Raw genomic sequence first — 25,097 nt, 5'->3', positions numbered from 1 at the left:
CTCTGGTTATCAGGAACTGGTCATCGCAGTAAATTGCTGGTTCAGGTAGCTACTGGTGTTATTCAACTTGCTCATCATCGTATCCAGTTGCGTAAATTGAGCCTTATACCGCGCAATGGTATCGTCGATACTGGCACTGACGGAAAGATACTGTTTAGTCAGTTTTTTCAGCGTGGCATTGATGCTGTCCTGGGCGCTGTCGATGATGCCATCATCGGCCAGGTAACCTTTCACCAGCGAAGCCACTTTGGTCGTAATTCCGGTCTCTTTGCCATCACCGACTAACAGCTGTTGAACATCCACGCTATTATCGGTTAGCGCTTTTTTCAGTTTTTCATCATCAATTTTCAGCTTACCGGTGGTGCCATCCTGGGTAATGCCCATTTGCGATAACGTTTGGAATTTCCCGTCATTGGCGCTGGAGGAGAATTGACCACGGATACCGGTCTGGATGGTGCGAACGGTGCTGTCACCGAGGAGTGCGCCGTTGCTGGCGTCCTGCTCTTCTGCGCCTGCATCAACCGACGTGTATTTCGTCAAGGAGCCAATGGTATCAACTAAAGAGTTATACGCATCCACCCAGGCTTTGATCGCGGTGGTGGATTTGTCATTACTGTTCGACACGGTAACGGTGACATCTTTGACTTCCTTCGTCAGGTTCAGTGTCAGGCCCTGTGGCGCATCCGTTACAGTATTGCTGCTACGAACAATATTGATCCCGTTAACGGTAAGCTCCGCGTCTTTCGCTTCAACAATTTGTTCAACATTACTATTCGGGCTGTTGGGATTGTTGAAGCTGATAAATTGATTGAGTTTCTCATCGCCTGAGACGGAAACACTCATCTGATTGGCCAGTCCCGTGTTAGAGGAGGTCAGAACCAGTTGGTAATCGTTATCTTTAACCTTAACAATGCTGGCCGTCACCCCACCGTTGGCATTGTTAATCGCATCACGCATTCCTTCCAGCGAAGTTTGATCTTTGGTCAGTTTTATTTCTAATGGTTTCTCTTTGCCGTCCTGCTTAATAATCAGCGTCCGCTGGGCATTGTCGTTACCTTGCGCCGCTTTACTGTCCGTTACCGTAGAGGTGGTACGAATAGATTGGGCCTGGGCTAATTGGGTCACGTTAATTTTGTAGATCCCGGCAGCCGCTCCTGCTGTTGTGCTCACCGTGAGATCCGTTGAGTTGCTTACCGCCGTGGTGCTTTTAAAAAGAGTCGCATCATTGAGTGCCGTGTTGGCGGTCTGGAATTTTTCCAGTGAGCTTTTTAACGTTCCAAACGCCGTCAGTCTTGCTGTAAAACTGCTCTGCTGCTGGGTGATAGGTTTCAGGCGTCCCTTCTCAGCCGTGGTCAGGTTCGTCAGTAACGTATCCAGCGGCAGGTTTGAACCCACGCCTAATGAAGTAAAAGAAGCCATGCGTAATCCCTTTTAATTGCAAACAGTGGTTAGCCACCTTATCGGCAATCTGGCGGCAAAGTTTAATAATAAATTTGGAGAAATAATGGCCGGAATAGTGTGCAAGAAGACGGGTTATTCAAAGGCTAAGAAAAAATGGGGGGAAACTAAAAATTCTCTAAAGTTCGAAATTCAGGTGCCGATACAAGGGTTACGGTGAGAAACCGTGGGCAACAGCCCAATAACATCAAGTTGTAATTGATAAGGAAAAGATCATGGCACAAGTCATTAATACAAACAGCCTGTCGCTGTTGACCCAAAACAACCTGAACAAATCTCAGTCTTCCCTGAGCTCTGCGATTGAGCGCCTGTCTTCCGGTCTGCGTATCAACAGCGCGAAAGACGATGCTGCGGGCCAGGCGATTGCTAACCGCTTTACGTCAAACATTAAAGGCCTGACTCAGGCTTCTCGTAACGCCAACGACGGTATCTCTGTTGCTCAGACGACGGAAGGCGCACTGTCTGAAATCAACAACAACCTGCAGCGTATCCGTGAATTGTCTGTACAGGCAACTAACGGCACTAACTCTGATTCTGACCTGAACTCCATCCAGGACGAAATCACCCAGCGTCTGAACGAAATTGACCGCGTTTCTGGTCAGACTCAGTTTAACGGCGTGAAAGTGCTGGCTTCTGACCAGACCATGAAAATCCAGGTGGGTGCGAACGATGGCGAAACCATCGAAATCGCGCTGGATAAAATCGATGCGAAAACCTTAGGTCTGGATAGCTTCAGCGTGGCGCCGGGTAAAGTTCCGACCTCTGCTTCTGTGAGCCTGAAAAGTCAAGCAGCACCGGCATTGACCAACGTTGTTGCTGATACCGGCGCAGTTAACGGGGCTGCAGGTGCCGCGTTTGGTGCTGACTTCCGCGATGGTACCAACGGTGCTATCACGGCCTATTTTGGTGCCTCAGCTGTTGATACCGGTGATACTACCGATGCTTTGGGTGCTGCTGCTAAAGTATACAAAATTGAGGTGGATGGCCAGACGCACTTTGTCGCTCAGGCCGGCGATGCTGCGACTGCTTCCTATACTCTGCTCCAACAGGATGGCACGGGCTATAAGAAAGTTCAGACACAGGTTAGCGATGGTGCTGGCAGTACTCAAGCTGCTGATGTTCAGTTGGCTAAGTTTGGTGGTCGCGTTACTGCTTTTGCAGAAGAAGCTTCCGGTAATGCCGTAGCTGTGGATGTGTCTAACAACAAAGCAGGTAAAGCCCTGGCATTCAACGATTCTCCGATGTCTGTTTACTCTGACGGCAAAAACCTTGATGTTCGTCAGGTTCTTGACAAAGATGGCAACGCAGTTGCGAATACTTATGCAGCAAAAACTGCTGACGGCAAATACCTGGCTGTAAACGTTGATACAGCGACTGGCAATACTTCTGTCATCAAAGATGCAGATGGTAAGGCTGTTGAGTTCGCTTTAGGTTCAGATGGTAGCGCGAGAGCGATTGTTCGTGATGGCGAAAAAACCTACGGTGTAACGCTGGGTGCTCTGGGTAGTAACGCGCCGACGGCAACTGTTGATAAAACGAAAGAACTGACTGCCAGCGACCTGAAATCCATTAGTACCAACAATCCACTTGAAAAACTGGATGCTGCGCTGGCTAAAGTTGACAAACTGCGTAGCTCCCTGGGTGCGGTACAGAACCGTTTCGATTCTGCTATCACCAACCTGGGCAACACCGTTAACAACCTGTCTTCTGCTCGTAGCCGTATCGAAGACGCTGACTACGCGACTGAAGTGTCTAACATGTCTCGTGCGCAGATCCTGCAACAAGCAGGTACTTCTGTACTGGCACAGGCTAACCAGACGACTCAGAACGTTCTGTCTCTGCTGCGTTAATTTACGCTTCTTGCGCAAACCCCGCTCCGGCGGGGTTTTTTCGTTCTGGCTTTACCGGTAACCCCTAAATAACCCCTCATTTCACCCACTATTCACCCGATTAAAACCCCTGCAGAAACGGATAATCATGCCGATAACTCATTTAACGCAGGGCTGTTTATCGTGAATTCACTGTATACCGCTGAAGGTGTAATGGATAAACACTCGCTGTGGCAGCGTTATGTACCGCTGGTGCGTCACGAAGCGTTGCGCCTGCAGGTGCGTTTGCCCGCGAGCGTAGAACTGGACGATCTGCTACAGGCGGGCGGTATCGGGTTATTGAATGCAGTTGACCGATATGACGCTCTGCAAGGAACGGCATTTACCACTTACGCAGTGCAGCGTATTCGTGGGGCGATGCTGGATGAACTACGCAGCCGCGACTGGGTGCCGCGTAGCGTTCGGCGCAATGCCCGCGAAGTGGCACAGGCGATGGGGCAACTGGAACAGGAATTAGGGCGCAACGCGACGGAAACTGAGGTGGCGGAGCGGCTGGCGATTCCTGTAGAAGAATATCGTCAGATGTTGCTTGATACCAACAACAGCCAACTCTTCTCCTATGACGAGTGGCGGGAAGAGCATGGCGATAGTATCGAGCTGGTGACAGAAGAACACCAGCAGGAAAACCCGTTACAACAGCTCCTTGAGAGCAATTTGCGCCAGCGCGTGATGGATGCCATTGAAGCCCTTCCGGAACGCGAACAACTGGTGCTCACGCTCTATTACCAGGAAGAACTCAATCTCAAAGAGATTGGCGCGGTTCTGGAAGTCGGAGAGTCACGGGTCAGCCAGTTGCACAGTCAGGCCATAAAACGGTTACGCACGAAGCTGGGTAAGTTATAGCGAACGACGTTGTCGGCGCTGAAAAATGCCGCACAACGTATTGACTACCAGGAGTTCTCATGACGGTGCAGCAATCAAAAAGACGGCCTCTAAGCCGCTACCTCAAAGACTTTAAACACAGCCAGACGCATTGCGCCCATTGCCACAAGTTACTGGATCGCATCACGCTGGTGCGCAAAGGGCAGATCGTCAATAAAATCGCCATTTCCCGCCTCGATACGCTCATGGATGAAGCCGCCTGGCAGCAGGAGCAGAAAGAGTGGGTGGCGCTATGCCGTTTCTGCGGCGATCTGCACTGCAAAACGCAGAGCGATTTCTTCGACATCATTGGTTTTAAACAATTCCTGTTTGAACAGACCGAAATGAGCCACGGAACCGTACGCGAGTATGTTGTCCGTTTGCGCCGTCTCGGTAATCATCTCAGCGAGCAGAAAATTTCTCACGATCTGCTCCAGGACGGTTACCTTGATGAAAACCTGGCGCCGTGGCTGCCGGAGACCAGCACCAACAACTATCGCATCGCGCTGCGTAAGTACGCACAATATAAAGCGCATGCTCGCCCCGAGCAGCAACAGAATTCCTCCCTCCGGATGACTTCTGATATATATTAAAAATGAATAAGATGTAGCAGAGTGATTTATGTCGTTACCCATAAACGCTCTACACTACGGGCATTCATAACAACATTCGGGGTAAATATGAAATTAGCACTTCTGGGGCGCCAGGCGCTGATGGGCGTGATGGCTGTGGCGCTTGTAGCGGGAATGAGCGCAAAAACGTTTGCAGATGAAGGTCTGTTGAAGAAGGTTAAAGATCGCGGCACGCTGCTGGTGGGGCTGGAAGGCACCTATCCGCCGTTCAGTTTCCAGGGCGATGACGGTAAATTGACCGGCTTTGAAGTGGAATTTGCCGAAGCGCTCGCGAAGCATCTGGGCGTGAAAGCCACGCTGAAACCGACCAAATGGGACGGGATGCTGGCCTCTCTGGATTCTAAACGCATCGATGTGGTGATCAATCAGGTCACCATCTCCGACGAGCGGAAGAAGAAATATGATTTCTCTACCCCTTATACCGTCTCCGGTATCCAGGCGCTGGTGAAAAAAGGCAATGAAGGCGCGATTAAAACCGCAGCCGATCTGAAAGATAAGAAAGTGGGCGTGGGCCTGGGGACTAACTATGAAGAGTGGTTACGTCAGAACGTCCAGGGCGTTGATATCCGGACTTATGATGATGACCCGACGAAATATCAGGATCTGCGCGTAGGCCGTATCGACGCCATTCTGGTGGATCGTCTGGCGGCGTTAGATCTGGTTAAAAAGACCAAAGATACGCTGGCGGTCACCGGTGAAGCCTTCTCCCGTCAGGAGTCAGGCGTTGCGCTGCGTAAAGGCAATGAAGATCTGCTGAAGGCGGTGGACGCAGCGATTGCTGAAATGCAGAAAGACGGCTCGCTGAAGGCGCTTTCTGAGAAGTGGTTTGGCGCGGATATCACCAAATAGTCCGAACGATATGAAAAAAAAGGCGCTTTAATCAGCGCCTTTTTTATTTCATGCGTTTGAACGTGCATAATAAAAAGAACATCACAACAACGAATAATCGGAGGCTTTATGCCACTGCACAACCTGACACGCTTTCCGCGCCTGGAATTTATCGGTGCGCCGACGCCGCTGGAATACCTGCCGCGCTTTTCTGACTACCTGGGACGGGATATCTTCATCAAACGCGATGACGTCACACCGATGGCGATGGGCGGAAATAAGCTGCGCAAGCTTGAGTTCCTGGCCGCAGATGCGCTGCGTGAAGGCGCTGATACGCTGATCACGGCAGGCGCGATTCAGTCTAACCACGTGCGTCAGACGGCGGCGGTCGCCGCGAAGCTGGGACTGCACTGCGTGGCGCTGCTGGAAAACCCCATTGGCACCACGGCGGAAAACTATCTCACCAATGGCAACCGACTGCTGCTGGATCTGTTCAACGTACAGGTTGAGATGTGCGATGCGCTACATGCACCGGATGCCCAATTGCAAGAACTGGCCACCCGAATCGAAGCGCAGGGCTTTCGTCCCTACATTATACCGGTCGGTGGTTCAAACGCGTTGGGGGCATTAGGCTATGTTGAAAGCGCGCTGGAAATCGCTCAGCAGTGTGAAGGCGCGGTGCAGCTCTCTTCGGTGGTGGTAGCATCTGGCAGTGCAGGAACGCACGCCGGGCTGGCGGTTGGGCTGGAACAACTGATGCCGGATGTGGATCTGATTGGCGTAACCGTTTCACGCAGCGTAGCCGATCAAAAACCGAAAGTGGTGGCGCTGCAACAGGCTGTTGCCAGAGAACTGGAACTGACAGCGGCGGCGGAGATTTTGTTGTGGGATGACTACTATGCCCCAGGCTATGGCACGCCAAATGAAGAGGGGATGGAAGCCGTGAAGTTGTTGGCGCGTCTGGAAGGGATCCTTCTCGACCCCGTCTATACCGGAAAAGCGATGGCCGGACTGATTGACGGAATCAGCCAGAAACGCTTTAAAGACGAAGGCCCGATTCTCTTTATCCATACTGGTGGGGCGCCTGCGCTGTTTGCCTACCATCCACACGTGTAATTTCGGATAAGCTCATGCAAGAAAGTATCCAACTGGTTATTGATTCCCTGCCGTATCTGCTCAAAGGGGCGGTGTTTACGCTGCAACTCAGTATTGGCGGGATGTTCTTCGGCCTGCTGCTGGGATTTATCCTCGCGCTGATGCGCCTGTCGCCGCTGCTGCCACTGCGCTGGCTGGCGCGTTTCTATATCTCTATTTTTCGCGGTACGCCGCTTATCGCACAACTGTTTATGATCTACTACGGTCTGCCGCAGTTTGGTATTGAGCTGGATCCGGTGCCGTCCGCAATGATTGGCCTGTCGCTCAATACGGCGGCCTATGCCGCGGAAACGCTGCGCGCGGCGATTTCATCGATTGACAAAGGACAGTGGGAAGCGGCTGCCAGTATCGGGATGACGCCGTGGCAGACAATGCGTCGCGCCATTTTACCGCAGGCTGCCAGGGTAGCGCTGCCGCCGCTGAGCAACAGTTTTATCAGTCTGGTGAAAGACACGTCGCTGGCGGCCACCATCCAGGTGCCAGAACTGTTCCGTCAGGCGCAGCTGATCACCTCGCGCACGCTGGAGGTATTCACCATGTATCTGGCGGCATCGCTGATCTATTGGATCATGGCAACCGTGCTGTCTTCATTGCAGAACTACTTTGAAAATCAACTGAACCGCCAGGAGAGAGAGCCGAAATGAGTGCGATCGACGTAAAAAACCTGGTCAAGAAATTTCATGGGCAGACGGTGCTGCACGGCATCGATCTGCAAGTGCAGGCGGGAGAGGTGGTCGCGATCATCGGTCCCAGCGGGTCGGGAAAAACGACGCTTCTGCGCAGTATTAACCTGCTGGAACAACCGGAAGCGGGTACGATCACCGTGGGTGATATCACCATTGATACGGCGCGATCGCTCGGTCAGCAACGAACGCTGATTCGCCAGTTGCGCCAGCATGTTGGCTTCGTGTTCCAGAGCTTCAATCTCTTTCCCCATCGCACGGTACTGGAGAATATCATTGAAGGTCCGGTTATCGTGAAAGGCGAGGGCAAAGAAGAGGCGATGGCGCGGGCGCGGGAACTGCTGGCGAAAGTGGGGTTGGCCGGGAAAGAGACCAGCTACCCGCGGCGCTTATCCGGCGGGCAGCAGCAGCGAGTGGCGATTGCCCGTGCGCTGGCCATGCGTCCGGAAGTGATTCTGTTTGATGAACCGACGTCTGCGCTCGATCCTGAGCTGGTGGGCGAGGTGTTGAGCACTATCCGTCAACTGGCGCAGGAAAAACGCACCATGGTGATTGTGACCCATGAAATGAGCTTTGCCCGCGATGTTGCGGACCGGGCGATATTTATGGATCAGGGGCGCATTGTGGAACAGGGGCCAGCCAAAGCGCTATTTGCCAATCCACAGCAACCGAGAACCCGTCAGTTTCTTGAGAAGTTTCTGCTGCAATGATTGGTTTTCTCCACTCGTCCGGGATTATCCCATTTCGGCCGAGTGGAGATGCATAAATAGTAATACCAGACGCATGATGATGAACGTATTTCCCTGGACAAAATACGCGAACTGAAACAACGCTCAAGTAATCTGCTCCCTGACCGATATTTTATACATCTACCGTATGTTTATGTGATAGGTTATTTCTCACATTTAAAATGATTATCACTCTCAAGGGTGCGAATACTGAGTATGCAGGATTTAGATTTCTTTACCTGGCGACGGACGATGCTGTTACGCTTTCACGAAATGACTTGCGCAGAAGACGTCTACAGCGAATTACAGCAGCAGACACTATTGCTGGAATTTGATTATTACGCGCTGTGTGTCAGGCATCCGGTTCCGTTCACGCGTCCTAAAATTTCCCTTCATACCACTTATCCCGATGCGTGGGTTTCGCAATATCAGGCGGAAAACTATTTCGCGATTGATCCTGTGCTGAAGCCGGAAAACTTCATCCAGGGACATCTGCCCTGGAATGACGCATTATTCAGTGACGCGCAGACGATGTGGGATGCTGCTCGTTCACACGGATTACGCAAAGGCGTCACGCAATGTCTCATGCTGCCAAATCGCGCATTAGGCTTTCTCTCGGTCTCACGGTCAAGCCTGCGTAATACGCCGTTTGCGGGCGATGAAGTCGAATTGAAACTGCAGTTGCTGGTGCGCGAAAGCTTAACGGCACTTTCCCGACTCGAAGATGAAATGGTGATGGCGCCGGAAATGCGCTTTAGCAAACGAGAAAAAGAGATTCTGAAATGGACGGCGGAAGGGAAGACTTCAGCTGAAATTGCGATGATTCTGTCGATATCAGAAAATACCGTTAACTTTCACCAGAAGAATATGCAGAAGAAGTTTAACGCGCCGAATAAGACGCAGATTGCGTGCTATGCCGCGGCGACCGGGCTTATCTGAAACAATAAACGTTCTGCGTGGCAGACGATAAACCGGCTGAAAGCACTGCTCTCAGCCGGTTTTTCTTTACTGACGGTAAGCTTGTTTAATTTGCTTAACAGTGCTGGAAAATACTGCAGCCTGCGCGTCGTCTTCGACCAGCGCGATCTGTTTTTCCATTTTAAGAATCACGCGGCCCGCATCGGCCTGGCCCATGGCTTGCAGCATCAGCGTTAACAGCGCCTTCAGGCAGGTGACTTCATTAGCCAGTTCTTGATTATTCTCGGCAGTGGAAAAATCAGGCGTACTCATTTATTTTCCTCGTAATGTTTCAGTAAAAATTTGCGATGATAAATGTTAAGGCCGCGGAGTATACCATAAGCTGAGGGAAAAATAGCAGTGGTTGTTTTTCGATCGGAAATCACACCAGCGGAGTTAAATTAAACAACAACATAAGAAGTCTATATTTTCCTCATTTATTGTTTATTCCGAGTATTTTACTCGTTAATTATTGTTACAAACTTACCTGTCTATTTAGCATTTAGGCGAGAGAAAGCGAGTTTTTGTCACTATTGTGAAACCTCGTTCCCGAAAATAGTGCGTGTAACTGGCTGTTCTTAGCCTAAGTTTCCACAAAGCGTACAGACTAATTTCCGAAAACGAGAGCAAAATCGGTTACCGGACGTTTTTTACGTTTTAAAGTTGAGATAAAACCCGCTAATATAGTGGCGATCCACTATCAGTAGCGTTATCCCTATTCTGGAGATATTCCTTTGATCAACGTTCTTCTTGTTGATGACCACGAACTGGTGCGCGCAGGGATACGACGCATTCTTGAAGATATAAAGGGTATAAAAGTTGTCGGTGAAGCAGGTTGCGGTGAGGATGCCGTTAAATGGTGTCGCGCCAACACCGTCGACGTCGTGTTGATGGACATGAACATGCCCGGTATTGGTGGCCTTGAAGCCACGCGCAAAATTGCGCGTTCAACTGCCGATATTAAAGTGATTATGTTGACCGTTCACACGGAAAACCCGTTGCCGGCAAAAGTGATGCAGGCCGGAGCCGCAGGTTACCTGAGTAAGGGCGCTGCGCCTCAGGAAGTGGTAAGTGCCATCCGCTCGGTTTATTCCGGGCAGCGCTACATTGCTTCTGACATCGCCCAGCAAATGGCATTAAGCCAGATTGAACCCGAAAAAACGGAAACCCCGTTTGCCAGTTTGTCTGAGCGCGAATTGCAGATTATGCTGATGATCACTAAAGGTCAGAAGGTGAATGAGATTTCCGAGCAGTTGAATCTCAGCCCTAAAACGGTGAACAGCTATCGCTATCGTATGTTCAGTAAACTAAACATTCATGGTGATGTAGAGCTGACTCACCTGGCAATTCGCCATGGCCTGTGTAATGCGGAGACGTTAACAAGCCAGTGAGCGATCAGTTTGACGCGAAAGCGTTCCTAAAAACCGTAACCAGTCAACCCGGCGTTTATCGTATGTATGATGCCGGTGGTACGGTTATCTATGTGGGTAAAGCGAAAGACCTGAAAAAACGGCTTTCCAGCTATTTCCGCAGCAACCTGGCTTCGCGTAAGACCGAAGCGCTGGTTGCGCTCATTCAGCAAATCGATGTGACGGTGACGCACACCGAAACGGAAGCGTTGCTGCTCGAGCACAACTATATCAAGCTGTATCAGCCGCGTTACAACGTGCTGTTACGTGATGACAAATCCTATCCCTTTATTTTTCTCAGCGCGGATACGCATCCCCGGCTGGCTATGCACCGTGGCGCGAAACATACCCGAGGCGAATACTTTGGCCCGTTTCCCAACGGCTATGCCGTCCGTGAAACGCTGGCGCTGTTACAGAAAATTTTCCCGATCCGTCAGTGTGAAAACAGCGTTTATCGCAATCGCTCGCGCCCTTGTCTGCAATACCAGATCGGCCGTTGCCTGGGGCCCTGCGTCGAAGGCCTGGTGAGTGAAGAAGAGTATGCGCAGCAGGTTGACTATGTTCGGTTGTTTTTATCCGGTAAAGATGACCAGGTCTTAACTCAACTGATCGCGCGGATGGAGAAAGCCAGTCAAAATCTGGCGTTCGAAGAGGCTGCGCGTATACGCGATCAGATCCAGGCCGTGCGCCGGGTGACGGAGAAACAGTTCGTTTCCAACGCGGGGGACGATCTGGACGTGATCGGCGTTGCGTTTGATGCCGGGATGGCCTGTGTCCATGTGCTCTTTATCCGCCAGGGGAAAGTGCTGGGCAGCCGCAGTTATTTCCCGAAAGTGCCGGGAGGGACTGAACTGGGCGAAGTGGTAGAAACCTTCGTCGGGCAATTCTACCTCCAGGGCAGCCAGATGCGCACGTTGCCTGGCGAGATCCTGCTGGATTTCAATCTGCACGACAAAACGCTGCTGGCCGATTCGCTTTCTGAACTGGCGGGGCGTCGTATTAATGTGCAGACCAAACCCCGCGGCGATCGCGCGCGTTATTTGAAACTGGCGCGGACCAATGCCGCCACGGCGCTGACCACGAAACTCTCTCAGCAGTCGACCATTACCCAACGGTTGACGGCGCTGGCAACCGTGCTGAAGCTGCCAGCTGTAAAACGGATGGAATGTTTTGACATCAGCCACACGATGGGCGAACAGACGGTGGCGTCGTGCGTGGTCTTTGATGCGAACGGGCCGCTGCGTGCGGAATACCGTCGCTACAATATCACCGGTATCACGCCGGGCGATGACTATGCGGCAATGAATCAGGTACTGCGTCGCCGTTATGGTAAAGCCATCGAAGAAAGTAAGATTCCGGATGTGATCCTGATCGACGGCGGAAAAGGGCAACTGGGGCAGGCGAAGGCCGTTTTCGCCGAGCTGGATGTCCCCTGGGATAAAAACCACCCTCTGCTGTTAGGTGTTGCAAAAGGCGCTGACCGTAAAGCCGGTCTGGAAACGCTGTTCTTTGAACCGGAAGGTGAGGGATTTAGCTTGCCGCCGGATTCGCCGGCATTGCATGTGATTCAGCATATCCGCGATGAGTCCCACGATCATGCCATTGGCGGCCACCGTAAAAAACGGGCGAAAGTGAAAAACACCAGTACGCTGGAGACCATCGAAGGCGTTGGACCGAAGCGTCGCCAAATGTTGTTGAAATATATGGGTGGTTTGCAAGGATTACGTAACGCCAGCGTTGAAGAAATTGCAAAAGTGCCGGGTATTTCGCAAGGACTGGCAGAAAAGATCTTCTGGTCGTTGAAACATTGAGTCCGCTGTAGCAACATAGGGGTAAATTCTCTGACAACAGATAGTTACCCGTCACTATGCAATTTAATATTCCAACGTTGCTTACGCTGTTTCGCGTCATACTTATCCCATTCTTTGTCGTGGTGTTTTATCTGCCATTCACCTGGGCGCCGTTCGTTGCTGCGCTGATCTTCTGTATCGCTGCGGTGACCGACTGGTTTGACGGTTTTCTGGCGCGTCGCTGGAACCAGAGTACGCGTTTTGGTGCGTTTCTCGACCCGGTTGCGGATAAAGTGCTGGTGGCAATTGCGATGGTACTGGTGACCGAGCACTATCACAGTTGGTGGGTGACGCTGCCCGCGGCCACGATGATTGCACGTGAAATCATCATTTCCGCGCTGCGTGAATGGATGGCGGAACTGGGTAAGCGCAGCAGCGTGGCGGTCTCCTGGATCGGCAAAGTCAAAACCACCTCGCAAATGGCAGCGCTGGCCTGGCTGCTGTGGCGTCCGAATATCTGGGTGGAGTACGCGGGGATTGCACTGTTCTTCGTCGCTGCGGTCCTGACGCTGTGGTCAATGTTCCAGTATTTGAACGCCGCGCGTGGGGATTTGCTTGATCAGTGATCGTTTCGCCGTAAATTTCAGCAAACGAGCGTAAGTGGCGAAAAATATCGTTGACTCATTGCGTCAGGTAAGTAGAATGCAACGCATCGAACGGCAGCGCAGATTGCCAGACGATAGTAAAATCAAGTGATTAACGATTTACTTGATGATGCGGGAATAGCTCAGTTGGTAGAGCACGACCTTGCCAAGGTCGGGGTCGCGAGTTCGAGTCTCGTTTCCCGCTCCAGATTAAGACATCGGCAGTTGCGGGTGTCAGTCGCAAGACAAAGATTTAAGGCGCGTTAGCAAAGCGGTTATGTAGCGGATTGCAAATCCGTCTAGTCCGGTTCGACTCCGGAACGCGCCTCCACTTTCTTCCCGAGCCCGGATGGTGGAATCGGTAGACACAAGGGATTTAAAATCCCTCGGCGTTCGCGCTGTGCGGGTTCAAGTCCCGCTCCGGGTACCATGGGAAAAGCAGAATAATCAAAGCAATAAGCAGTGTCGTGAAACCACCTACGGGTGGTTTTTTTGTGTCTGAAATTTGCCTCCAGATTGTCTGGTAACCGTCTGTGGGCGTCATTTCATGGACGAGAGTTTATGGTGTATTGTGCTGAAACCGAACGCGTTTTCTGTATACTGATCTCCAGTCTGGCGATTCGCAGTGAGGCGACATCATGTTAAGCATTGAAGCTAAGCGCAAAAGAGACGCACTTTTCAGGAATTACGCAAGCAATGTAGATTTCGTGCTTAACACGCCTCTTCATGAGCAAAGAAGAGTATGGGAAGAAGGGGCAAAGAATGTTCCGTTACCCGAAAATGTCAGCACAGAAGAAATTGATGAAGAGGGTATTTCAGCGGAGTGGGTGCGACATTCGCAGGCCGAAAAGCGGAAAGTTATTCTGTACCTTCATGGCGGAGGTAACAGTCAGGGATCAAGCATCACACACCGGAAACTGGTTGGACATATTGTCCATTATGCAAACGTGAATGCCCTCACGCTCAACTATTCATTAGCTCCTGAAAATCCCTTTCCCGCCGGTTTGATGGATGCCAAATATGCGTGGCAGTGGCTATTAGCGCAGGGGTATCGGCCTGATGAGATCATTCTCGGCGGTGACTCAAGCGGTGGAGGGCTGGTTTTATCTCTGCTCCTGCTACTCAAAAGTGAAAATTTTCCGTTGCCGCATTCCGGTTTCTTATTATCTCCGATGCTTGATTACACCTTATCGGGCGACAGCATCTCTTCCTGTGCAGATAAGGACCCGCTGATCGTTATTGAGGATTTGCGGCAAACCGTCGCATACTATTGTTCTGATGCCGAAACCTCAAATCCGCTGGTTTCTCCTCTTTTTGGCGATCTGACCGGACTTCCCCCTCTCCTGGTACAGACAGGAAGCGATGAATTACTTCTCGATGACGCGATCCGCCTTGCGAAACAGGCGACAGAGGCGGGTGTTAACGTTCAAATTGAAGTGTGGAAAGGTATGTGGCACGTCTTCCAGTCATCCGCTGGCAAGATACCGGAGGCCAGTCGCGCAATACGCCGAATCGCATCCTTTATTCATTCTTAGCCACCTGAAACATTGTAAATAGGGCGTCAAACAAAGCGCGTCAATATAATACGCAACAGAGATATATTCTGGGCTGTAAAACCAGGAATAATCCCGCCTCTATTTAACAAGTCAATGATAAAAATAAAATGATATTTTCACAAATAAATAGCCCTATACATTTGGCATTTTTCTGGCTATATTTAATACGGGTGATTTCTATTCTTCATCTTTCAGTAGATGAAATCATCTGATGTTACGAGAGTATTTTATCATTTAACATGAAGGCCATTATTCTGAAACGTACAGTTTTGGTGGCTTTCTGTGCATCTAATTTTATATTCTACCGGCTTTTATATGATGCCTGAAAAGTAATATTTCTTTTAAAAACAAAGAGAATTCTTATCAGGAGTATTGGTTTTTAATAAATCGGAATAATGGGAATTGGATGCTAATTATCTTAATTAGCAAGGTTATACGCTGTTATTAAGAACCTGGTATTGATGAAATATATCGTAGTGAGGAGATAGTGTTATTGTTTTATTTAAAATCATTAGCCGGGAAATTTTCTTTCTGGGGAAAAACGTTATCGCAGCGACACTGGCAATGAAAATGCTTATCAGGAGGACAGACAAATGATTCAAGGGATATTGAAAAAGATATTATTAGCAGCTTCAGGTTGTACCGTTATAGTTGCTTTTCCTGTCTACACGGAAGAATTAGTCAGCCGGAATTACACCACCGGCATAAACCAGATTGCTTCGGGTGATCATACCGTAACGGCGGGTGATGTGTTGCTGGATGCCAGCGGATATACCGGAATGTTTTATTACCAGCGTTCAATACTTAATACGACTAATGGCAGGATGAATATTGACATTGCTCAGGGCAAGACATTGAGCATTATAGGGTTTAATAATAATCCCGTTGATAACAGTTCTGCGGTTTATGCCTGGAAAAGAGGGACACTTAGCGGAACGATGACCTTTACCGGAGGCAATGTTGTTGTCAGCAATGTTGTTAAAGACAGCTATTCCGATATCTATGGCCTCTTCGCCGGGCCTGGAGGGGTACTAAATTTTGAGAGCGATGGTGAAAATAAAATCAATCTCTCAGTGCTCGTGCCTCTGGCCGATGAGGTTTCTACGCACCGCCATGGTATTGGTCTTTATGGGGGAGAGTTGAATTTTAACGGAGGGCTGTTTTACATCAATGTTGATGGCGATCCGGGGAGTTACTCGATTGACAGACGCATCGGGATATTAATAGCCGGGGGCAGTTCAGTGAACGTCAGGGCGGATAACATTCTGATTGATACAAATGAATCTGCAATCATGGCCGGGAGAGATGCAGGATCGGCTAATTACCCGATGGCCAATAATGTCGTCAACAGCGTGAATCTGGAAGCAAATTTCATCCATCTGAAAAGCAGCCAGGGTATTTTATCCAGAGTGAGTAGCGATTACCTCACCCGCTCGCGTTTCACCTTCACCGGCACTACGCTCATTGAAGCCATTGTCCATGGAGATATAGACAATCTTTTTGGTGACAATGTTGGGGGGGACATTCTTTCTGCTAACTCGACAGATTTTGTCTTTAACAGCGACACGACCCTGATTGGTGAAAACCTGACGCCACTCGGTACGCGTGGTGAATATGAACACGAATATCTTGGATGGTTAGATGGGCACTGGCTTAGAGGCGTCGCGCTGATGGATACCTCATCATTAATCGCCAATGCGGATTTCAAACTCCAGAGCAACGGGGGATATTACAACACGGGACTCTACCTGTGGGAAAGTCAGGCCCTCTTCAAAGGGAGAACGTCTATTTCCGTATTAAACGGCGTGGATACAACTCGGGGTGTCTATCTTTATGGCAGTCCCGAAGAAACGACTTATGCTGAATTTCAGGATGACCTGACGGTTTCCACTTCAGGTTCTCAGGCGGAGTATATTTCCGGGATTGAAGTTCTTGCCGGAGGCAAAGCGGATATTCAGAAAGGGTTATTTATCAATGATAATCCTGCGATAACCTGGTCGCTGTTCTCATCAGGCGATGGAAGCCTGATTGATGTGAACACATCAGAAACCGGAACCGTTCAGATTGACGGCGATATTGGGGCGACAAACGGCGGTACGCTGAATATGACCCTCAATAATGCCAACTCCTGGTTAACCGCGGCCAGTTATACCGCAACAACAACGTCGACCAGCCAGGGTGTCGTAGACATGAATATCACTAACGGCGCGGTATGGAACATGACTGGCAATTCGCATGTCACTAACCTGTCGCTGTCGGGCGGGCGAGTGAATATGCTGGCGCCGGGCAATACTGGCGCGTTTAAGTCTTTGACTGTGGAAGGCGATTATACCGGCGGTGGCACCCTGATGATGAACACGGTACTCGGAGGGGATAACTCCGCAACGGACAAACTCATCGTAGAGGGAAATACCTCCGGCCACACGTTGGTGGCAATCAATAATATTGGTGGCATGGGCGCGCAGACGGTCGAAGGGATTGAAATTGTCAATGTTGCAGGAAACTCCAGTGGGACTTTCGAGAAAGAGAGTCGCATTGTTGCCGGTGCGTATGATTACAATGTGATCCGGCGCGGCAGCAACTGGTATTTAAGCAGCACTGGGGGGCTGAGTGACCCCGTTGACCCGGGCGTGCCAGCTTCGCCAGAAATCCCGCAGGCACCGGTTCACCCTGGTGGTCCTTCACAGATTCGCCCGGAATTTGGCAGTTATCTGGCTAATAACCTGGCTGCCAATACCCTGTTCATTTCGCGGCTTCACGATCGTCTTGGCGAAACGCAGTATACCGATGCGCTAACTGGTGAGAGTAAAACTACCAGCATGTGGATACGCAACGTGGGAAGTCATACGCGCTTTAACGACGATAGCGAACAGTTAAAAACCCAGAGCAATAGTTATGTGCTGCAACTTGGCGGCGATCTGGCGCAGTGGAGTTCAGATGGTCTGGACCGCTGGCATCTTGGGCTAATGGCGGGTTATGCCAACAGCCGTAGCCGCACCACATCAGCGTTAAATAACCATCATTCCCGTGGTTCGGTCGACGGTTACAGTGTGGGTCTGTATGGTACCTGGTATGCCAACGAACCTGATCAATCCGGAAGCTATGTGGACACCTGGATGCTCTATAACTGGTTTGATAACACCGTCAATGGTCAGTATCAGGCAAGTGAAACGTATAAATCCAAAGGCATCACGGCTGCGGTTGAGGCGGGTTACAGCCTGAAGGTTGCAGAAAGTCAGCAATTGACCTACTGGATCCAGCCCAAAGCTCAGATCGTCTGGATGGATGTGCAGGCGGACGATCATCGGGAACGTAATGGCACGCCGGTGAAGGCGGATAGCACCGGTAATCTGATGACCAGTCTGGGTGTCAGAGCATACGTCAATCGTAAACCCACCGTCGAAGAGGACAAGATGGCAGGCATCCAGCCATTTGTTGAAGCGAACTGGATCCACAACTCACACAGCCCGCGAGTGACCATGGGTGAGATGCCAAATGACGTCCAGGGAGTAAAAGATTTGGCAGAACTGAAAATTGGTGTGGAAGGACAACTCTCCTCTCGCTTGACGGTCTGGGGAAATATCTCCGGGCAAGTGGGGAGCGACCACTACAGCAATGCCCAGGGCATGGTGGGTGTGAAATACAACTGGTAAGCATGGGACTGGATATTCCATGAGAAGGGTGAGGGGCAGGGTAAAATCTGCTCCTTTTTTATTCGGGCCTGAGTCGAGTCTGTTCCAGCTAATTACAAAAGATGGGTCGTCTGTCTTCGTTTCAGAGGGTATCTTGAGAGAATCGATGTTTATCTCCCTCCATGACCATGAGAAAACGACCATGAAAAAAGACGTTCATCAGGTGAAGCAGTACCGTCGTGTGATACCTGATGTTGAAATACTGTCGTTATATTCAGCGCGCGCGTTCCCTCGTCACTCTCATGATCAATTCGGCATTGGGGTTTTCATCCAGGGAAGCCATCGCTCATGGAGTAATATCGGCAATGTAAATGCGGTAACAGGGGATATCATCATGGTCAATCCCGGCGAAATTCACGACGGGATCCCCGCTACGGGTCCGCGGGGCTGGCACATGTTGTACATCAATCCTGACGTCTTTATAAAAGAATGGAATACCGACATACCCACAGGTGATTTAACCCTGAAGCCTGTGGCTAACGATCCTACTCTTGGTCTGATGATTAGGCAGTTTCTTCATCAGCTCGCTGCCGATGATCCTGATGCTATGGCGATTGAAGAGATGATCATGCGTTGCCTTATGCAGGCTGGACGGCACCACACCCTTTCTGCCGCACCGCGTATTCTGCCTTCTCCGACAGTACGACGGGTAAAAGAGTTCATTGATGATGCCCCGGAGGAGAACATGACATTGACAGGATTAGCCAGTCTGTGTGACATCTCCCGATTCCAGCTCATTCGCCGTTTTTCCAGGGAGGTGGGGATGACGCCGCATGCTTATCTTTTACAGTCCAGAGTTCGGCTGGCAAAAAAACTCTTGGCACAGGGCAAGAGAACGGTTGATGTTGCATTAATGGCTGGTTTTTCCGATCAAAGCCATCTGACTCATGCATTTCAGAAACAGACAGGCATCACGCCGGGGCAATATCGTTCCGCGATGGTGGATTAACCATCTGCAATTTTCTACAAGATCTGCAGGGGTATCCTGATAAACACTGCCTCTCCTGTTTTGTGTTTACCAGAGATAACGTCATGCTAATCAGTATCGAATTCTTATTAACCTCTTTGATTGTGATTATTTCGCCGGGAACCGGTGCTATCTACACCATCGCGATGGGGCTGTCGCGGGGGACAGCGATGAGTTTGCTGGCTGCCGTGGGATGTACAATGGGGATTGTTCCGCATATGTTGGCCGCCATCACGGGATTAGCCGCCATTTTCTACTCCAGTGAAATGGCGTTTAGCGTCATCAAATATGCCGGGGTCGTGTGGCTGTTATATATGGCGTGGAATATCATAAAAGAGAAATCAACATTACAACCGGATGATTGCGACATTTCTCAGTCAAGGGTAAAAGTGATCCTGCACGCGATATTTATCAATCTGTTAAATCCCAAGTTGTCACTGTTCTTTTTGGCCTTCCTTCCTCAATTCATTCAAACCACATCAACCGCACCGGCAACCGATATGTTAATACTGAGTCTGATCTTCATGTTAATGACGCTGCTCGTGTTCATGTTGTATGGTGTTTTTTCATCCTTTATGCGCACGAAGGTATTAAACCACCCGATGATTTTGTCGGGACTACGGATCCTGTTTTCATGTGGTTTTGTGAGTCTGGCGGTGAATTTATTGTTAACCCAGCGTGGGTAGCGCGAGTCAGGTCTATGGCATACTATTTCTGTGGGAAGGTTATTCCTGAGAATTGCTCTTGCGGTGAGTTTATTCATTACGCCGCAAGAACGCTCTGTAATAGGATGGGATATTATCGGCAAGCAATGGCGTCAAGTTGAAACAACATTCCTGATGTGCCTCCGCGATGAGCAAATTCAGTCTGAATGGATTTTCTGGCCGGAAATTGGCCATGAAAGCGCTGCTTCATGACGTTCTCCATCACCGGAATATCCCACACGTCGCGGAACAGCGCATCAATTTTCACGACTGACTGCAGCGTCAGGCCGATAGTGCTTAGCCTTTCACTCAGATTATCAAACGCGCCATTGATTTGTGCCTCAATGGGTTGTCCGATATTTCCAACACAGTAACTCACAAAGATAAAACCGCCAGCCTCAACCATTCCGGCAAGCGCCCAGTCTTCATTTATTTCATGCCTTGTAATCGTCGTCATAATGTAAGTCATTATCCTTTGGTTTTACATGGGGTCGTTTCTGTCACCATACTAGCCTCAGACATTCTCATGATAAAGGGATATTTCAAAGATGAGAAATAAAAAAGGTCAAATGTCCTTAAAGATTTTTTTATCATTTTTTATAAATACTCCGACGTGGTTAATGCGTTTCTCCAGAGGGGAGGCTTCTCGATCCAGGTAAGAAAATAACATTATTTTTAGTAAGTAACATTCGGTGTAAAGAATGAGTAACGTATTTAAACTTCTTATGGTCAGTGAGAAACTCAGGCTGCTTATCCCGGCGTCATTGCATGAGACGGGTGATCTCAGGACTGCATCACTCATCAATATTCCTTTAATATGATTTTATTGTGCACTGATGGCTTGATATCTTTGTTGTATCTTCTTATAAATCATTCGGTTACAAGCCTGATTTTTACTTGAGATGAAAGATATGTTTCATTTAAGGTCGTTTAAGGCTATTTAAAATGACAGTTTAAGATATTTACAGCAATAATCAATATCACAAAGAGGGTAGCTGTCTTTATTGTGTTTTTGTTTGATTTTTTCAATTAATTTTCAGGAATGTATCGCCAGGCGAAAGGAATCGACTCTGTGGAAACGGTAAAAATATAATGTTGTAATAGATGAATTTAGCATGCAATTTCAAATCCTGGAAATATCGCTGTTACAAGTGGAGTTAACGAATAATGCATATATTTTCACATGATCAGTACTTTATTGCTGGTCTGCAGCAAATACTGTTCTTTACTGGTCTTGATAAATCACCTGAGATTGTTGTTTTTGATCCAGGAGGTGGTACTGTTTATATTACAAACAGTATTGAATGTCTGCGTGCGGATACAATGGATACGTTAACGCATTTTACACAACTACGATGCTATTCATTGACCCGAAATGCGCCTTTAACGGAGTACTTTTACGTACTGGATCAGCTAAAGCAGAATAAGCGGATCCCTCTGCATACCCGATCATTGTCGAACAGGGAACGGATAATCATTGAATATTATCTGGCGGGACTCGGAAAGCGCGCCATTGCACGAAACATGCTGCTCAGCGAGGGAGCTATCAGCAATAGTCAGTTAAGAGCGTTGCGGAAAATGAATATGAAGAATATTGCATTGTTTCTTCAGGTTATGCGCAACTGGTGCGTCTTCAGAGCCAAATATTCCTGTGAACGCAGTATCACATTTTTGCCATAGGCTTTAAGAATTATCGATTATTCCATTGGGCAACATGTCCAGGGGACGACACGGTGATGAAGAACCATTTTAGGGGGATAACGGGAATTATCCAAAGGACATCGCGATGATATTGTACTTAATTAATGGAACAGTAGAGTTCAATCCGCAGACCAGAAGCCTGAAAAATCAATCAACTGGAGAGGTTGTTTATTTACAGCAACCCGCCACGGCATGTTTCCTTTATCTTATTTTGAATCAGGGTAGGGTCATCGCGCAAAAAGAACTGGTAAACGAAGGCTGGAAAGCGCGTGATGTTGTGACCCTGCCCAATACGTTTTATCAGACTATTTTAACATTACGTAAGACACTGGAAGAGATAGGATTACCAAGACATATGGTAAAAACTATTTCCCGTCAAGGACTAACATTATCATCAGATATTGTGATTGAACCGTTTCCTCTTCAGAATCTTGCTATTTCTGAAAATTCAGCAATCAAAACGCTAACCAGTGAAAAAGAATGCACCGCAAGCATTCTACCGAACAAATCCCGCGGGCTACGCATTGGAATATCCTTTTTCTTTATTGTGACGATAATAAACTGCATGTTTATGTATCAGAATCGATTGAAAATGCCATTTCAGAATTTTGTGGCCCTGCACATGGATAAGAAAAATGATAATCGCTGCCATGTCTATTATGAAGTGACGCAGTCGGTCACTGATAATTACGCTGCGCTGATAAAAAAATATCCGAACTTTTGCCAGGACAACAATTATATCTTTCTCTCTGACTACGCCAAAACCGGACGTGCTGTGGCTTTTGTGTGCAACAAAGATGTTCGATCTGACACTGAGGCATTTTGTTCATCTCATTTTTTCTGGAATTTACTCCAATGAGTAAAAATACGGTTGTATTACTCCTGATTTGGTTGTTCAGCACATCGGTGATTTCCGGTGTTTACCTGTTATATCTGCTATTCAAACCGTCATACCTGGATTGTATTGGTGATGCTGACTGGAATGTTGGTGATGCCCGTTTCGTTGGCGTGGTTTCCTATCAGATGCACAAGCGAGAAGGGCTGGCCGTCATTACGGGTAAAGTGGATGGCGAGACAAAGATTAATGTCAATCGGCTGGTCTATTTTAACTATACCCAGCAGTTCAGAACGCGGATTTTACATACAGTACGCATTGTCAAAACCTTTTCCGATACCGTGACGGATGAAAAACTCGAAAAGATATTATCTCCATTCTTTTTGAAGAAAGGTGGTGAATTGACCCTGACCGTGGATGAGTATCAATCTGCGTATGTCTTTTCAAACGCCAATGTGCCGTATCTGTTTTGCAGAAAGAAATGATGAGGAGAATGGGTACCCTATGTGAGGTGTCCCACGCGGCAATCAGTATCCGTTTCCTCGTTCGCCATGTAAGATAGCCGCTGGCGAGAGTGTTTACCGAGGACAAGTATGATGAAAACGGGACCGTTGAACGAAAGTGAACTGGAGTGGCTGGATGATGTGCTGACCAAGTACAACACCGAACATGCCATTCTTGACGTGGCAGAACTGGATGGACTGCTGACGGCTGTACTCAGTTCACCACGTGAAATTGAGCCAGAGCAGTGGCTGGTTGCCGTATGGGGTGGGGCGCAATATGTGCCGCGCTGGTCCTCTGAAAAAGAGATGACGCGTTTTATGAATCTCGCTTTCCAGCATATGGCGGACACCGCTGACCGGTTGAATGATTTCCCGGAACAGTTTGAACCGCTGTTTGGTTTGCGCGAAATTGAAGGGCGTGAGATTACCATCGTGGAAGAGTGGTGCTTCGGCTACATGCGCGGCGTTGCGCTTTCCGACTGGTCCGCGCTACCGGATACACTGAAACCCGCTCTTGACGCCATTGCGTTGCACGGTACAGAAGAGAATTTCGAGGTGGTTGAGAAACTCACCCCGGAAGCGTTTGAAGAAAGCGTTGAGGCGATCCGCCTGGCAGCGTTGGATCTCCATGCATACTGGATGGCGCACCCGCAGGAAACGCCAGTGCAGGTGCCAGTGAAAGCGGAAGTGAAAGTCGGCCGCAACGATCCATGCCCGTGTGGAAGCGGTAAAAAATACAAGCAGTGCTGTCTGCACTGAAAAGAAAGGGGCTGACGCCCCTTTTCTTTATCCCACTTCGGGCAGCAGTCCGGCGGCAATCAGAAATTGTACGCCGATCACCACAATGCCACAGGTAAACACCAGTGCCAGCGCGGGGCGTCCGCCCAGTACGCGATAGCCCGCCTGCGGATTCTGTTTACGACTCTGCCATGCCAGCAGTGAAGGGATGATCAGCGCCAGCACTGCCAGCGCGACGCCGGCGTAGCCTAGCGCCATCACAAAACCACGTGGATAGAAGAGGGCGAAAGCCAGCGGTGGCAGAAAGGTGATTGCACCCGTTTGCAACCGGCCAGCGGCTGTATTGCGGCCCTGAAACAGATCGGCCAGATAATCGAACAGCCCCAGTGCGACGCCGAGGAAAGAGGTTGCCAGCGCTAAGTCAGCAAAAAGGTGCACCGCCAGCTCAACGTGCGGCGAGGCAACGACCTCCCGTAACGCCTGCAACAAACCATTCAACCCCGCATGATTTGCCAGCAGTCCCATAAACGTTGTGGAGTTGATGCTACCGAGCGTCGCCAGTTGCCAGAAAATATAGGCCACTAACGGAATCGCGCTGCCGATAATAAATACCCACCGCAGTTTGCGGATGTTGCCTTCCATGTAACTCACGATGCTGGGGACGCTGCCGTGAAAGCCGAAAGAGGTGAAAATGACCGGGATAGCCGAAAGCGCCAGCCCCTGCTCAAGCGGCAGGGTCAGAAGATTGACTTTATGAATGTGCGGCATCAGCAGCGCCAGCATCACGACCAGGAAAATAATCTTGGCGCTAAAGAGAAAGCGGTTAAACAAATCGACCAGCGAGGTGCCCACGCAGACGACGCCACCGGCAACAAAGGTGAACAGTAATACGCCAGCGGTGGGGGACATTTCGCTTCCGGTCCAGTCGCTGATACTGGAGGCGAGTAACTCACCCGCGCCGCAGATATAGGCAGCGGTCAGCGCATACATCAGGAACATCATACTGAAGCCGGTTATCCACTGACCATAGCGTCCCAGATAGCGCTTAGCCAGCGTCCCTAAACCGGTGTCAGCCGGGACGTGCTGATACACTTCAAGCAGCAACAGCGCGGTGTAGCACATCAATGCCCACAACCCAATCAATAACGCTAAAGTGACACCAAAACCGACCCCGGCGGCCGCCAAAGGCATCGCCAGCATCCCTGCGCCAATCGTGGTGCCTGCCACGATGAAAACACTTCCCAGAGTTCTATTCTTCACGCTTTACACTGTCCCAGAGAAAAACAACGGTTAGATCTGCGGCGCAGGGTAAGGCAAAACGCTATTTTCGTCAAATGACCGTTACATCGACTGTATAAGAATATTTA

Annotated in this window: 24 protein-coding genes and 3 tRNA genes; 22 read left to right on the top strand and 5 right to left on the bottom strand. The window is 49.5% G+C overall.

The window, feature by feature from the left end; translation table 11 throughout:
• Window positions 1-9: 9 nt before the first annotated feature.
• The gene (fliD, locus tag HVZ37_RS13070) at window positions 10-1,419 is read right to left on the bottom strand and encodes a flagellar filament capping protein FliD (protein WP_054176310.1); all 1,410 of its coding nucleotides are present in this window, start codon (window positions 1,417-1,419) and stop codon (window positions 10-12) included.
• Window positions 1,420-1,673: 254 nt separating this feature from the next.
• Between fliD and HVZ37_RS13065 the strand changes: the two genes are divergently transcribed.
• The 8 genes from HVZ37_RS13065 (at window position 1,674) to sdiA (ending at window position 9,173) form a co-directional block, all read left to right on the top strand.
• On the top strand, window positions 1,674-3,308 hold the full coding sequence (locus HVZ37_RS13065) for a flagellin (protein WP_054176309.1): 1,635 nt from the start codon (window positions 1,674-1,676) through the stop codon (window positions 3,306-3,308).
• A gap of 162 nt (window positions 3,309-3,470) precedes the next feature.
• Complete coding sequence (fliA, locus tag HVZ37_RS13060; protein ID WP_044257600.1) at window positions 3,471-4,190, top strand: RNA polymerase sigma factor FliA; 720 nt, start codon at window positions 3,471-3,473, stop codon at window positions 4,188-4,190.
• Window positions 4,191-4,249: 59 nt separating this feature from the next.
• Entirely contained in the window at window positions 4,250-4,801 is a 552-nt protein-coding gene (fliZ, locus tag HVZ37_RS13055; protein ID WP_043000300.1) for a flagella biosynthesis regulatory protein FliZ, read from the top strand.
• Window positions 4,802-4,888: 87 nt separating this feature from the next.
• Window positions 4,889-5,689 carry a cystine ABC transporter substrate-binding protein gene (tcyJ, locus tag HVZ37_RS13050; protein ID WP_043000301.1) on the top strand — a complete coding sequence of 267 codons (801 nt, stop codon included), beginning with the start codon at window positions 4,889-4,891 and terminating at the stop codon, window positions 5,687-5,689.
• A 108-nt stretch (window positions 5,690-5,797) separates the two neighbouring features.
• On the top strand, window positions 5,798-6,784 hold the full coding sequence (gene dcyD / locus HVZ37_RS13045) for a D-cysteine desulfhydrase (RefSeq protein WP_044257602.1): 987 nt from the start codon (window positions 5,798-5,800) through the stop codon (window positions 6,782-6,784).
• A 14-nt stretch (window positions 6,785-6,798) separates the two neighbouring features.
• Window positions 6,799-7,467, top strand: a complete 669-nt coding sequence (gene tcyL, locus HVZ37_RS13040; RefSeq protein WP_042318310.1) for a cystine ABC transporter permease — start codon at window positions 6,799-6,801, stop codon at window positions 7,465-7,467.
• On the top strand, window positions 7,464-8,216 hold the full coding sequence (gene tcyN, locus HVZ37_RS13035) for an L-cystine ABC transporter ATP-binding protein TcyN (protein ID WP_043000303.1): 753 nt from the start codon (window positions 7,464-7,466) through the stop codon (window positions 8,214-8,216). The genes tcyL and tcyN overlap by 4 nt, the downstream gene beginning before the upstream one ends.
• Before the next feature lie 234 nt (window positions 8,217-8,450).
• Window positions 8,451-9,173, top strand: coding sequence for a transcriptional regulator SdiA (gene sdiA, locus HVZ37_RS13030; protein WP_043000304.1), 723 nt, complete (start codon window positions 8,451-8,453; stop codon window positions 9,171-9,173).
• A 66-nt stretch (window positions 9,174-9,239) separates the two neighbouring features.
• Here sdiA and HVZ37_RS13025 read toward each other — a convergent pair whose 3' ends face one another.
• Both HVZ37_RS13025 and HVZ37_RS23275 read right to left on the bottom strand, forming a co-directional pair.
• Window positions 9,240-9,464, bottom strand: a complete 225-nt coding sequence (locus HVZ37_RS13025) for a DUF2594 family protein (RefSeq protein WP_042318315.1) — start codon at window positions 9,462-9,464, stop codon at window positions 9,240-9,242.
• Window positions 9,461-9,577 carry a hypothetical protein gene (locus HVZ37_RS23275; RefSeq protein WP_044257603.1) on the bottom strand — a complete coding sequence of 39 codons (117 nt, stop codon included), beginning with the start codon at window positions 9,575-9,577 and terminating at the stop codon, window positions 9,461-9,463. Before HVZ37_RS23275 ends, HVZ37_RS13025 begins: the two co-directional genes overlap by 4 nt.
• Before the next feature lie 348 nt (window positions 9,578-9,925).
• Here HVZ37_RS23275 and uvrY point away from each other — a divergent pair, with 348 nt between their 5' ends.
• From uvrY to HVZ37_RS12975, 10 genes are all read left to right on the top strand, one after another.
• Window positions 9,926-10,582: a UvrY/SirA/GacA family response regulator transcription factor gene (gene uvrY, locus HVZ37_RS13020; RefSeq protein WP_043000305.1), complete on the top strand. Its 657-nt coding sequence runs from the start codon at window positions 9,926-9,928 to the stop codon at window positions 10,580-10,582.
• Complete coding sequence (gene uvrC / locus HVZ37_RS13015) at window positions 10,579-12,411, top strand: excinuclease ABC subunit UvrC (RefSeq protein WP_043000306.1); 1,833 nt, start codon at window positions 10,579-10,581, stop codon at window positions 12,409-12,411. Before uvrY ends, uvrC begins: the two co-directional genes overlap by 4 nt.
• A gap of 56 nt (window positions 12,412-12,467) precedes the next feature.
• Window positions 12,468-13,016, top strand: coding sequence for a CDP-diacylglycerol--glycerol-3-phosphate 3-phosphatidyltransferase (pgsA, locus tag HVZ37_RS13010; protein WP_042318323.1), 549 nt, complete (start codon window positions 12,468-12,470; stop codon window positions 13,014-13,016).
• 150 nt (window positions 13,017-13,166) lie between these two features.
• Window positions 13,167-13,242: transfer RNA gene (locus tag HVZ37_RS13005), tRNA-Gly, on the top strand.
• A gap of 49 nt (window positions 13,243-13,291) precedes the next feature.
• Window positions 13,292-13,365 (top strand) — tRNA-Cys (locus HVZ37_RS13000).
• A 12-nt stretch (window positions 13,366-13,377) separates the two neighbouring features.
• Window positions 13,378-13,464 (top strand) — tRNA-Leu (locus HVZ37_RS12995).
• A 208-nt stretch (window positions 13,465-13,672) separates the two neighbouring features.
• Window positions 13,673-14,569, top strand: a complete 897-nt coding sequence (locus HVZ37_RS12990) for an alpha/beta hydrolase (RefSeq protein WP_181627580.1) — start codon at window positions 13,673-13,675, stop codon at window positions 14,567-14,569.
• A gap of 614 nt (window positions 14,570-15,183) precedes the next feature.
• Window positions 15,184-18,243, top strand: coding sequence for an autotransporter outer membrane beta-barrel domain-containing protein (locus HVZ37_RS12985; protein ID WP_231912838.1), 3,060 nt, complete (start codon window positions 15,184-15,186; stop codon window positions 18,241-18,243).
• A gap of 181 nt (window positions 18,244-18,424) precedes the next feature.
• A complete protein-coding gene (locus HVZ37_RS12980) occupies window positions 18,425-19,231 on the top strand; it encodes an AraC family transcriptional regulator (RefSeq protein ID WP_181627579.1) in 807 nt (268 codons plus the stop codon).
• Between the two features lie 83 nt (window positions 19,232-19,314).
• A complete protein-coding gene (locus tag HVZ37_RS12975) occupies window positions 19,315-19,935 on the top strand; it encodes a LysE family translocator (protein ID WP_181627578.1) in 621 nt (206 codons plus the stop codon).
• Between the two features lie 112 nt (window positions 19,936-20,047).
• On the opposite strand, the gene HVZ37_RS12970 is transcribed toward HVZ37_RS12975, so the two are convergent.
• Window positions 20,048-20,410: a RidA family protein gene (locus HVZ37_RS12970; RefSeq protein ID WP_044267006.1), complete on the bottom strand. Its 363-nt coding sequence runs from the start codon at window positions 20,408-20,410 to the stop codon at window positions 20,048-20,050.
• 710 nt (window positions 20,411-21,120) lie between these two features.
• Here HVZ37_RS12970 and HVZ37_RS12965 point away from each other — a divergent pair.
• The 4 genes from HVZ37_RS12965 (at window position 21,121) to HVZ37_RS12950 (ending at window position 23,751) form a co-directional block, all read left to right on the top strand.
• Complete coding sequence (locus tag HVZ37_RS12965; RefSeq protein WP_043000311.1) at window positions 21,121-21,633, top strand: LuxR C-terminal-related transcriptional regulator; 513 nt, start codon at window positions 21,121-21,123, stop codon at window positions 21,631-21,633.
• Between the two features lie 106 nt (window positions 21,634-21,739).
• Window positions 21,740-22,513 (top strand): winged helix-turn-helix domain-containing protein, encoded by a 774-nt coding sequence (locus tag HVZ37_RS12960; protein WP_061069996.1) that lies wholly within the window; start codon window positions 21,740-21,742, stop codon window positions 22,511-22,513.
• Window positions 22,510-22,974 carry a hypothetical protein gene (locus HVZ37_RS12955; RefSeq protein WP_061069997.1) on the top strand — a complete coding sequence of 155 codons (465 nt, stop codon included), beginning with the start codon at window positions 22,510-22,512 and terminating at the stop codon, window positions 22,972-22,974. The genes HVZ37_RS12960 and HVZ37_RS12955 overlap by 4 nt, the downstream gene beginning before the upstream one ends.
• Before the next feature lie 111 nt (window positions 22,975-23,085).
• Window positions 23,086-23,751, top strand: coding sequence for a YecA family protein (locus tag HVZ37_RS12950; RefSeq protein ID WP_043000313.1), 666 nt, complete (start codon window positions 23,086-23,088; stop codon window positions 23,749-23,751).
• Window positions 23,752-23,778: 27 nt separating this feature from the next.
• Here the strand turns inward: HVZ37_RS12950 and tyrP are convergent, their stop codons facing one another.
• Window positions 23,779-24,930 carry a tyrosine transporter TyrP gene (tyrP, locus tag HVZ37_RS12945; RefSeq protein ID WP_249418364.1) on the bottom strand — a complete coding sequence of 384 codons (1,152 nt, stop codon included), beginning with the start codon at window positions 24,928-24,930 and terminating at the stop codon, window positions 23,779-23,781.
• Window positions 24,931-25,097: the final 167 nt, after the last annotated feature.

This window comes from Citrobacter sp. RHB35-C17, from assembly GCF_013816795.1.
In the GTDB taxonomy this organism is placed as follows: domain Bacteria; phylum Pseudomonadota; class Gammaproteobacteria; order Enterobacterales; family Enterobacteriaceae; genus Citrobacter_A; species Citrobacter_A amalonaticus.
Note: the sequence above shows the minus strand (reverse complement) of the source record. Positions and strands in the feature narration are given on the sequence as shown.

What these genes read in the sequence shown, in the direction of transcription:
- fliD (WP_054176310.1), bottom strand. Translation starts at nt 1,419, where the DNA reads ATGGCTTCTTTTACTTCATTAGGCGTGGGTTCAAACCTGCCGCTGGAT.
- HVZ37_RS13065 (WP_054176309.1), top strand. Translation starts at nt 1,674, where the DNA reads ATGGCACAAGTCATTAATACAAACAGCCTGTCGCTGTTGACCCAAAAC.
- fliZ (WP_043000300.1), top strand. Translation starts at nt 4,250, where the DNA reads ATGACGGTGCAGCAATCAAAAAGACGGCCTCTAAGCCGCTACCTCAAA.
- tcyJ (WP_043000301.1), top strand. Translation starts at nt 4,889, where the DNA reads ATGAAATTAGCACTTCTGGGGCGCCAGGCGCTGATGGGCGTGATGGCT.
- dcyD (WP_044257602.1), top strand. Translation starts at nt 5,798, where the DNA reads ATGCCACTGCACAACCTGACACGCTTTCCGCGCCTGGAATTTATCGGT.
- tcyL (WP_042318310.1), top strand. Translation starts at nt 6,799, where the DNA reads ATGCAAGAAAGTATCCAACTGGTTATTGATTCCCTGCCGTATCTGCTC.
- tcyN (WP_043000303.1), top strand. Translation starts at nt 7,464, where the DNA reads ATGAGTGCGATCGACGTAAAAAACCTGGTCAAGAAATTTCATGGGCAG.
- sdiA (WP_043000304.1), top strand. Translation starts at nt 8,451, where the DNA reads ATGCAGGATTTAGATTTCTTTACCTGGCGACGGACGATGCTGTTACGC.
- HVZ37_RS13025 (WP_042318315.1), bottom strand. Translation starts at nt 9,464, where the DNA reads ATGAGTACGCCTGATTTTTCCACTGCCGAGAATAATCAAGAACTGGCT.
- pgsA (WP_042318323.1), top strand. Translation starts at nt 12,468, where the DNA reads ATGCAATTTAATATTCCAACGTTGCTTACGCTGTTTCGCGTCATACTT.
- HVZ37_RS12990 (WP_181627580.1), top strand. Translation starts at nt 13,673, where the DNA reads ATGTTAAGCATTGAAGCTAAGCGCAAAAGAGACGCACTTTTCAGGAAT.
- HVZ37_RS12985 (WP_231912838.1), top strand. Translation starts at nt 15,184, where the DNA reads ATGATTCAAGGGATATTGAAAAAGATATTATTAGCAGCTTCAGGTTGT.
- HVZ37_RS12980 (WP_181627579.1), top strand. Translation starts at nt 18,425, where the DNA reads ATGAAAAAAGACGTTCATCAGGTGAAGCAGTACCGTCGTGTGATACCT.
- HVZ37_RS12975 (WP_181627578.1), top strand. Translation starts at nt 19,315, where the DNA reads ATGCTAATCAGTATCGAATTCTTATTAACCTCTTTGATTGTGATTATT.
- HVZ37_RS12970 (WP_044267006.1), bottom strand. Translation starts at nt 20,410, where the DNA reads ATGACGACGATTACAAGGCATGAAATAAATGAAGACTGGGCGCTTGCC.
- HVZ37_RS12965 (WP_043000311.1), top strand. Translation starts at nt 21,121, where the DNA reads ATGCATATATTTTCACATGATCAGTACTTTATTGCTGGTCTGCAGCAA.
- HVZ37_RS12960 (WP_061069996.1), top strand. Translation starts at nt 21,740, where the DNA reads ATGATATTGTACTTAATTAATGGAACAGTAGAGTTCAATCCGCAGACC.
- HVZ37_RS12955 (WP_061069997.1), top strand. Translation starts at nt 22,510, where the DNA reads ATGAGTAAAAATACGGTTGTATTACTCCTGATTTGGTTGTTCAGCACA.
- HVZ37_RS12950 (WP_043000313.1), top strand. Translation starts at nt 23,086, where the DNA reads ATGAAAACGGGACCGTTGAACGAAAGTGAACTGGAGTGGCTGGATGAT.
- tyrP (WP_249418364.1), bottom strand. Translation starts at nt 24,930, where the DNA reads ATGCTGGCGATGCCTTTGGCGGCCGCCGGGGTCGGTTTTGGTGTCACT.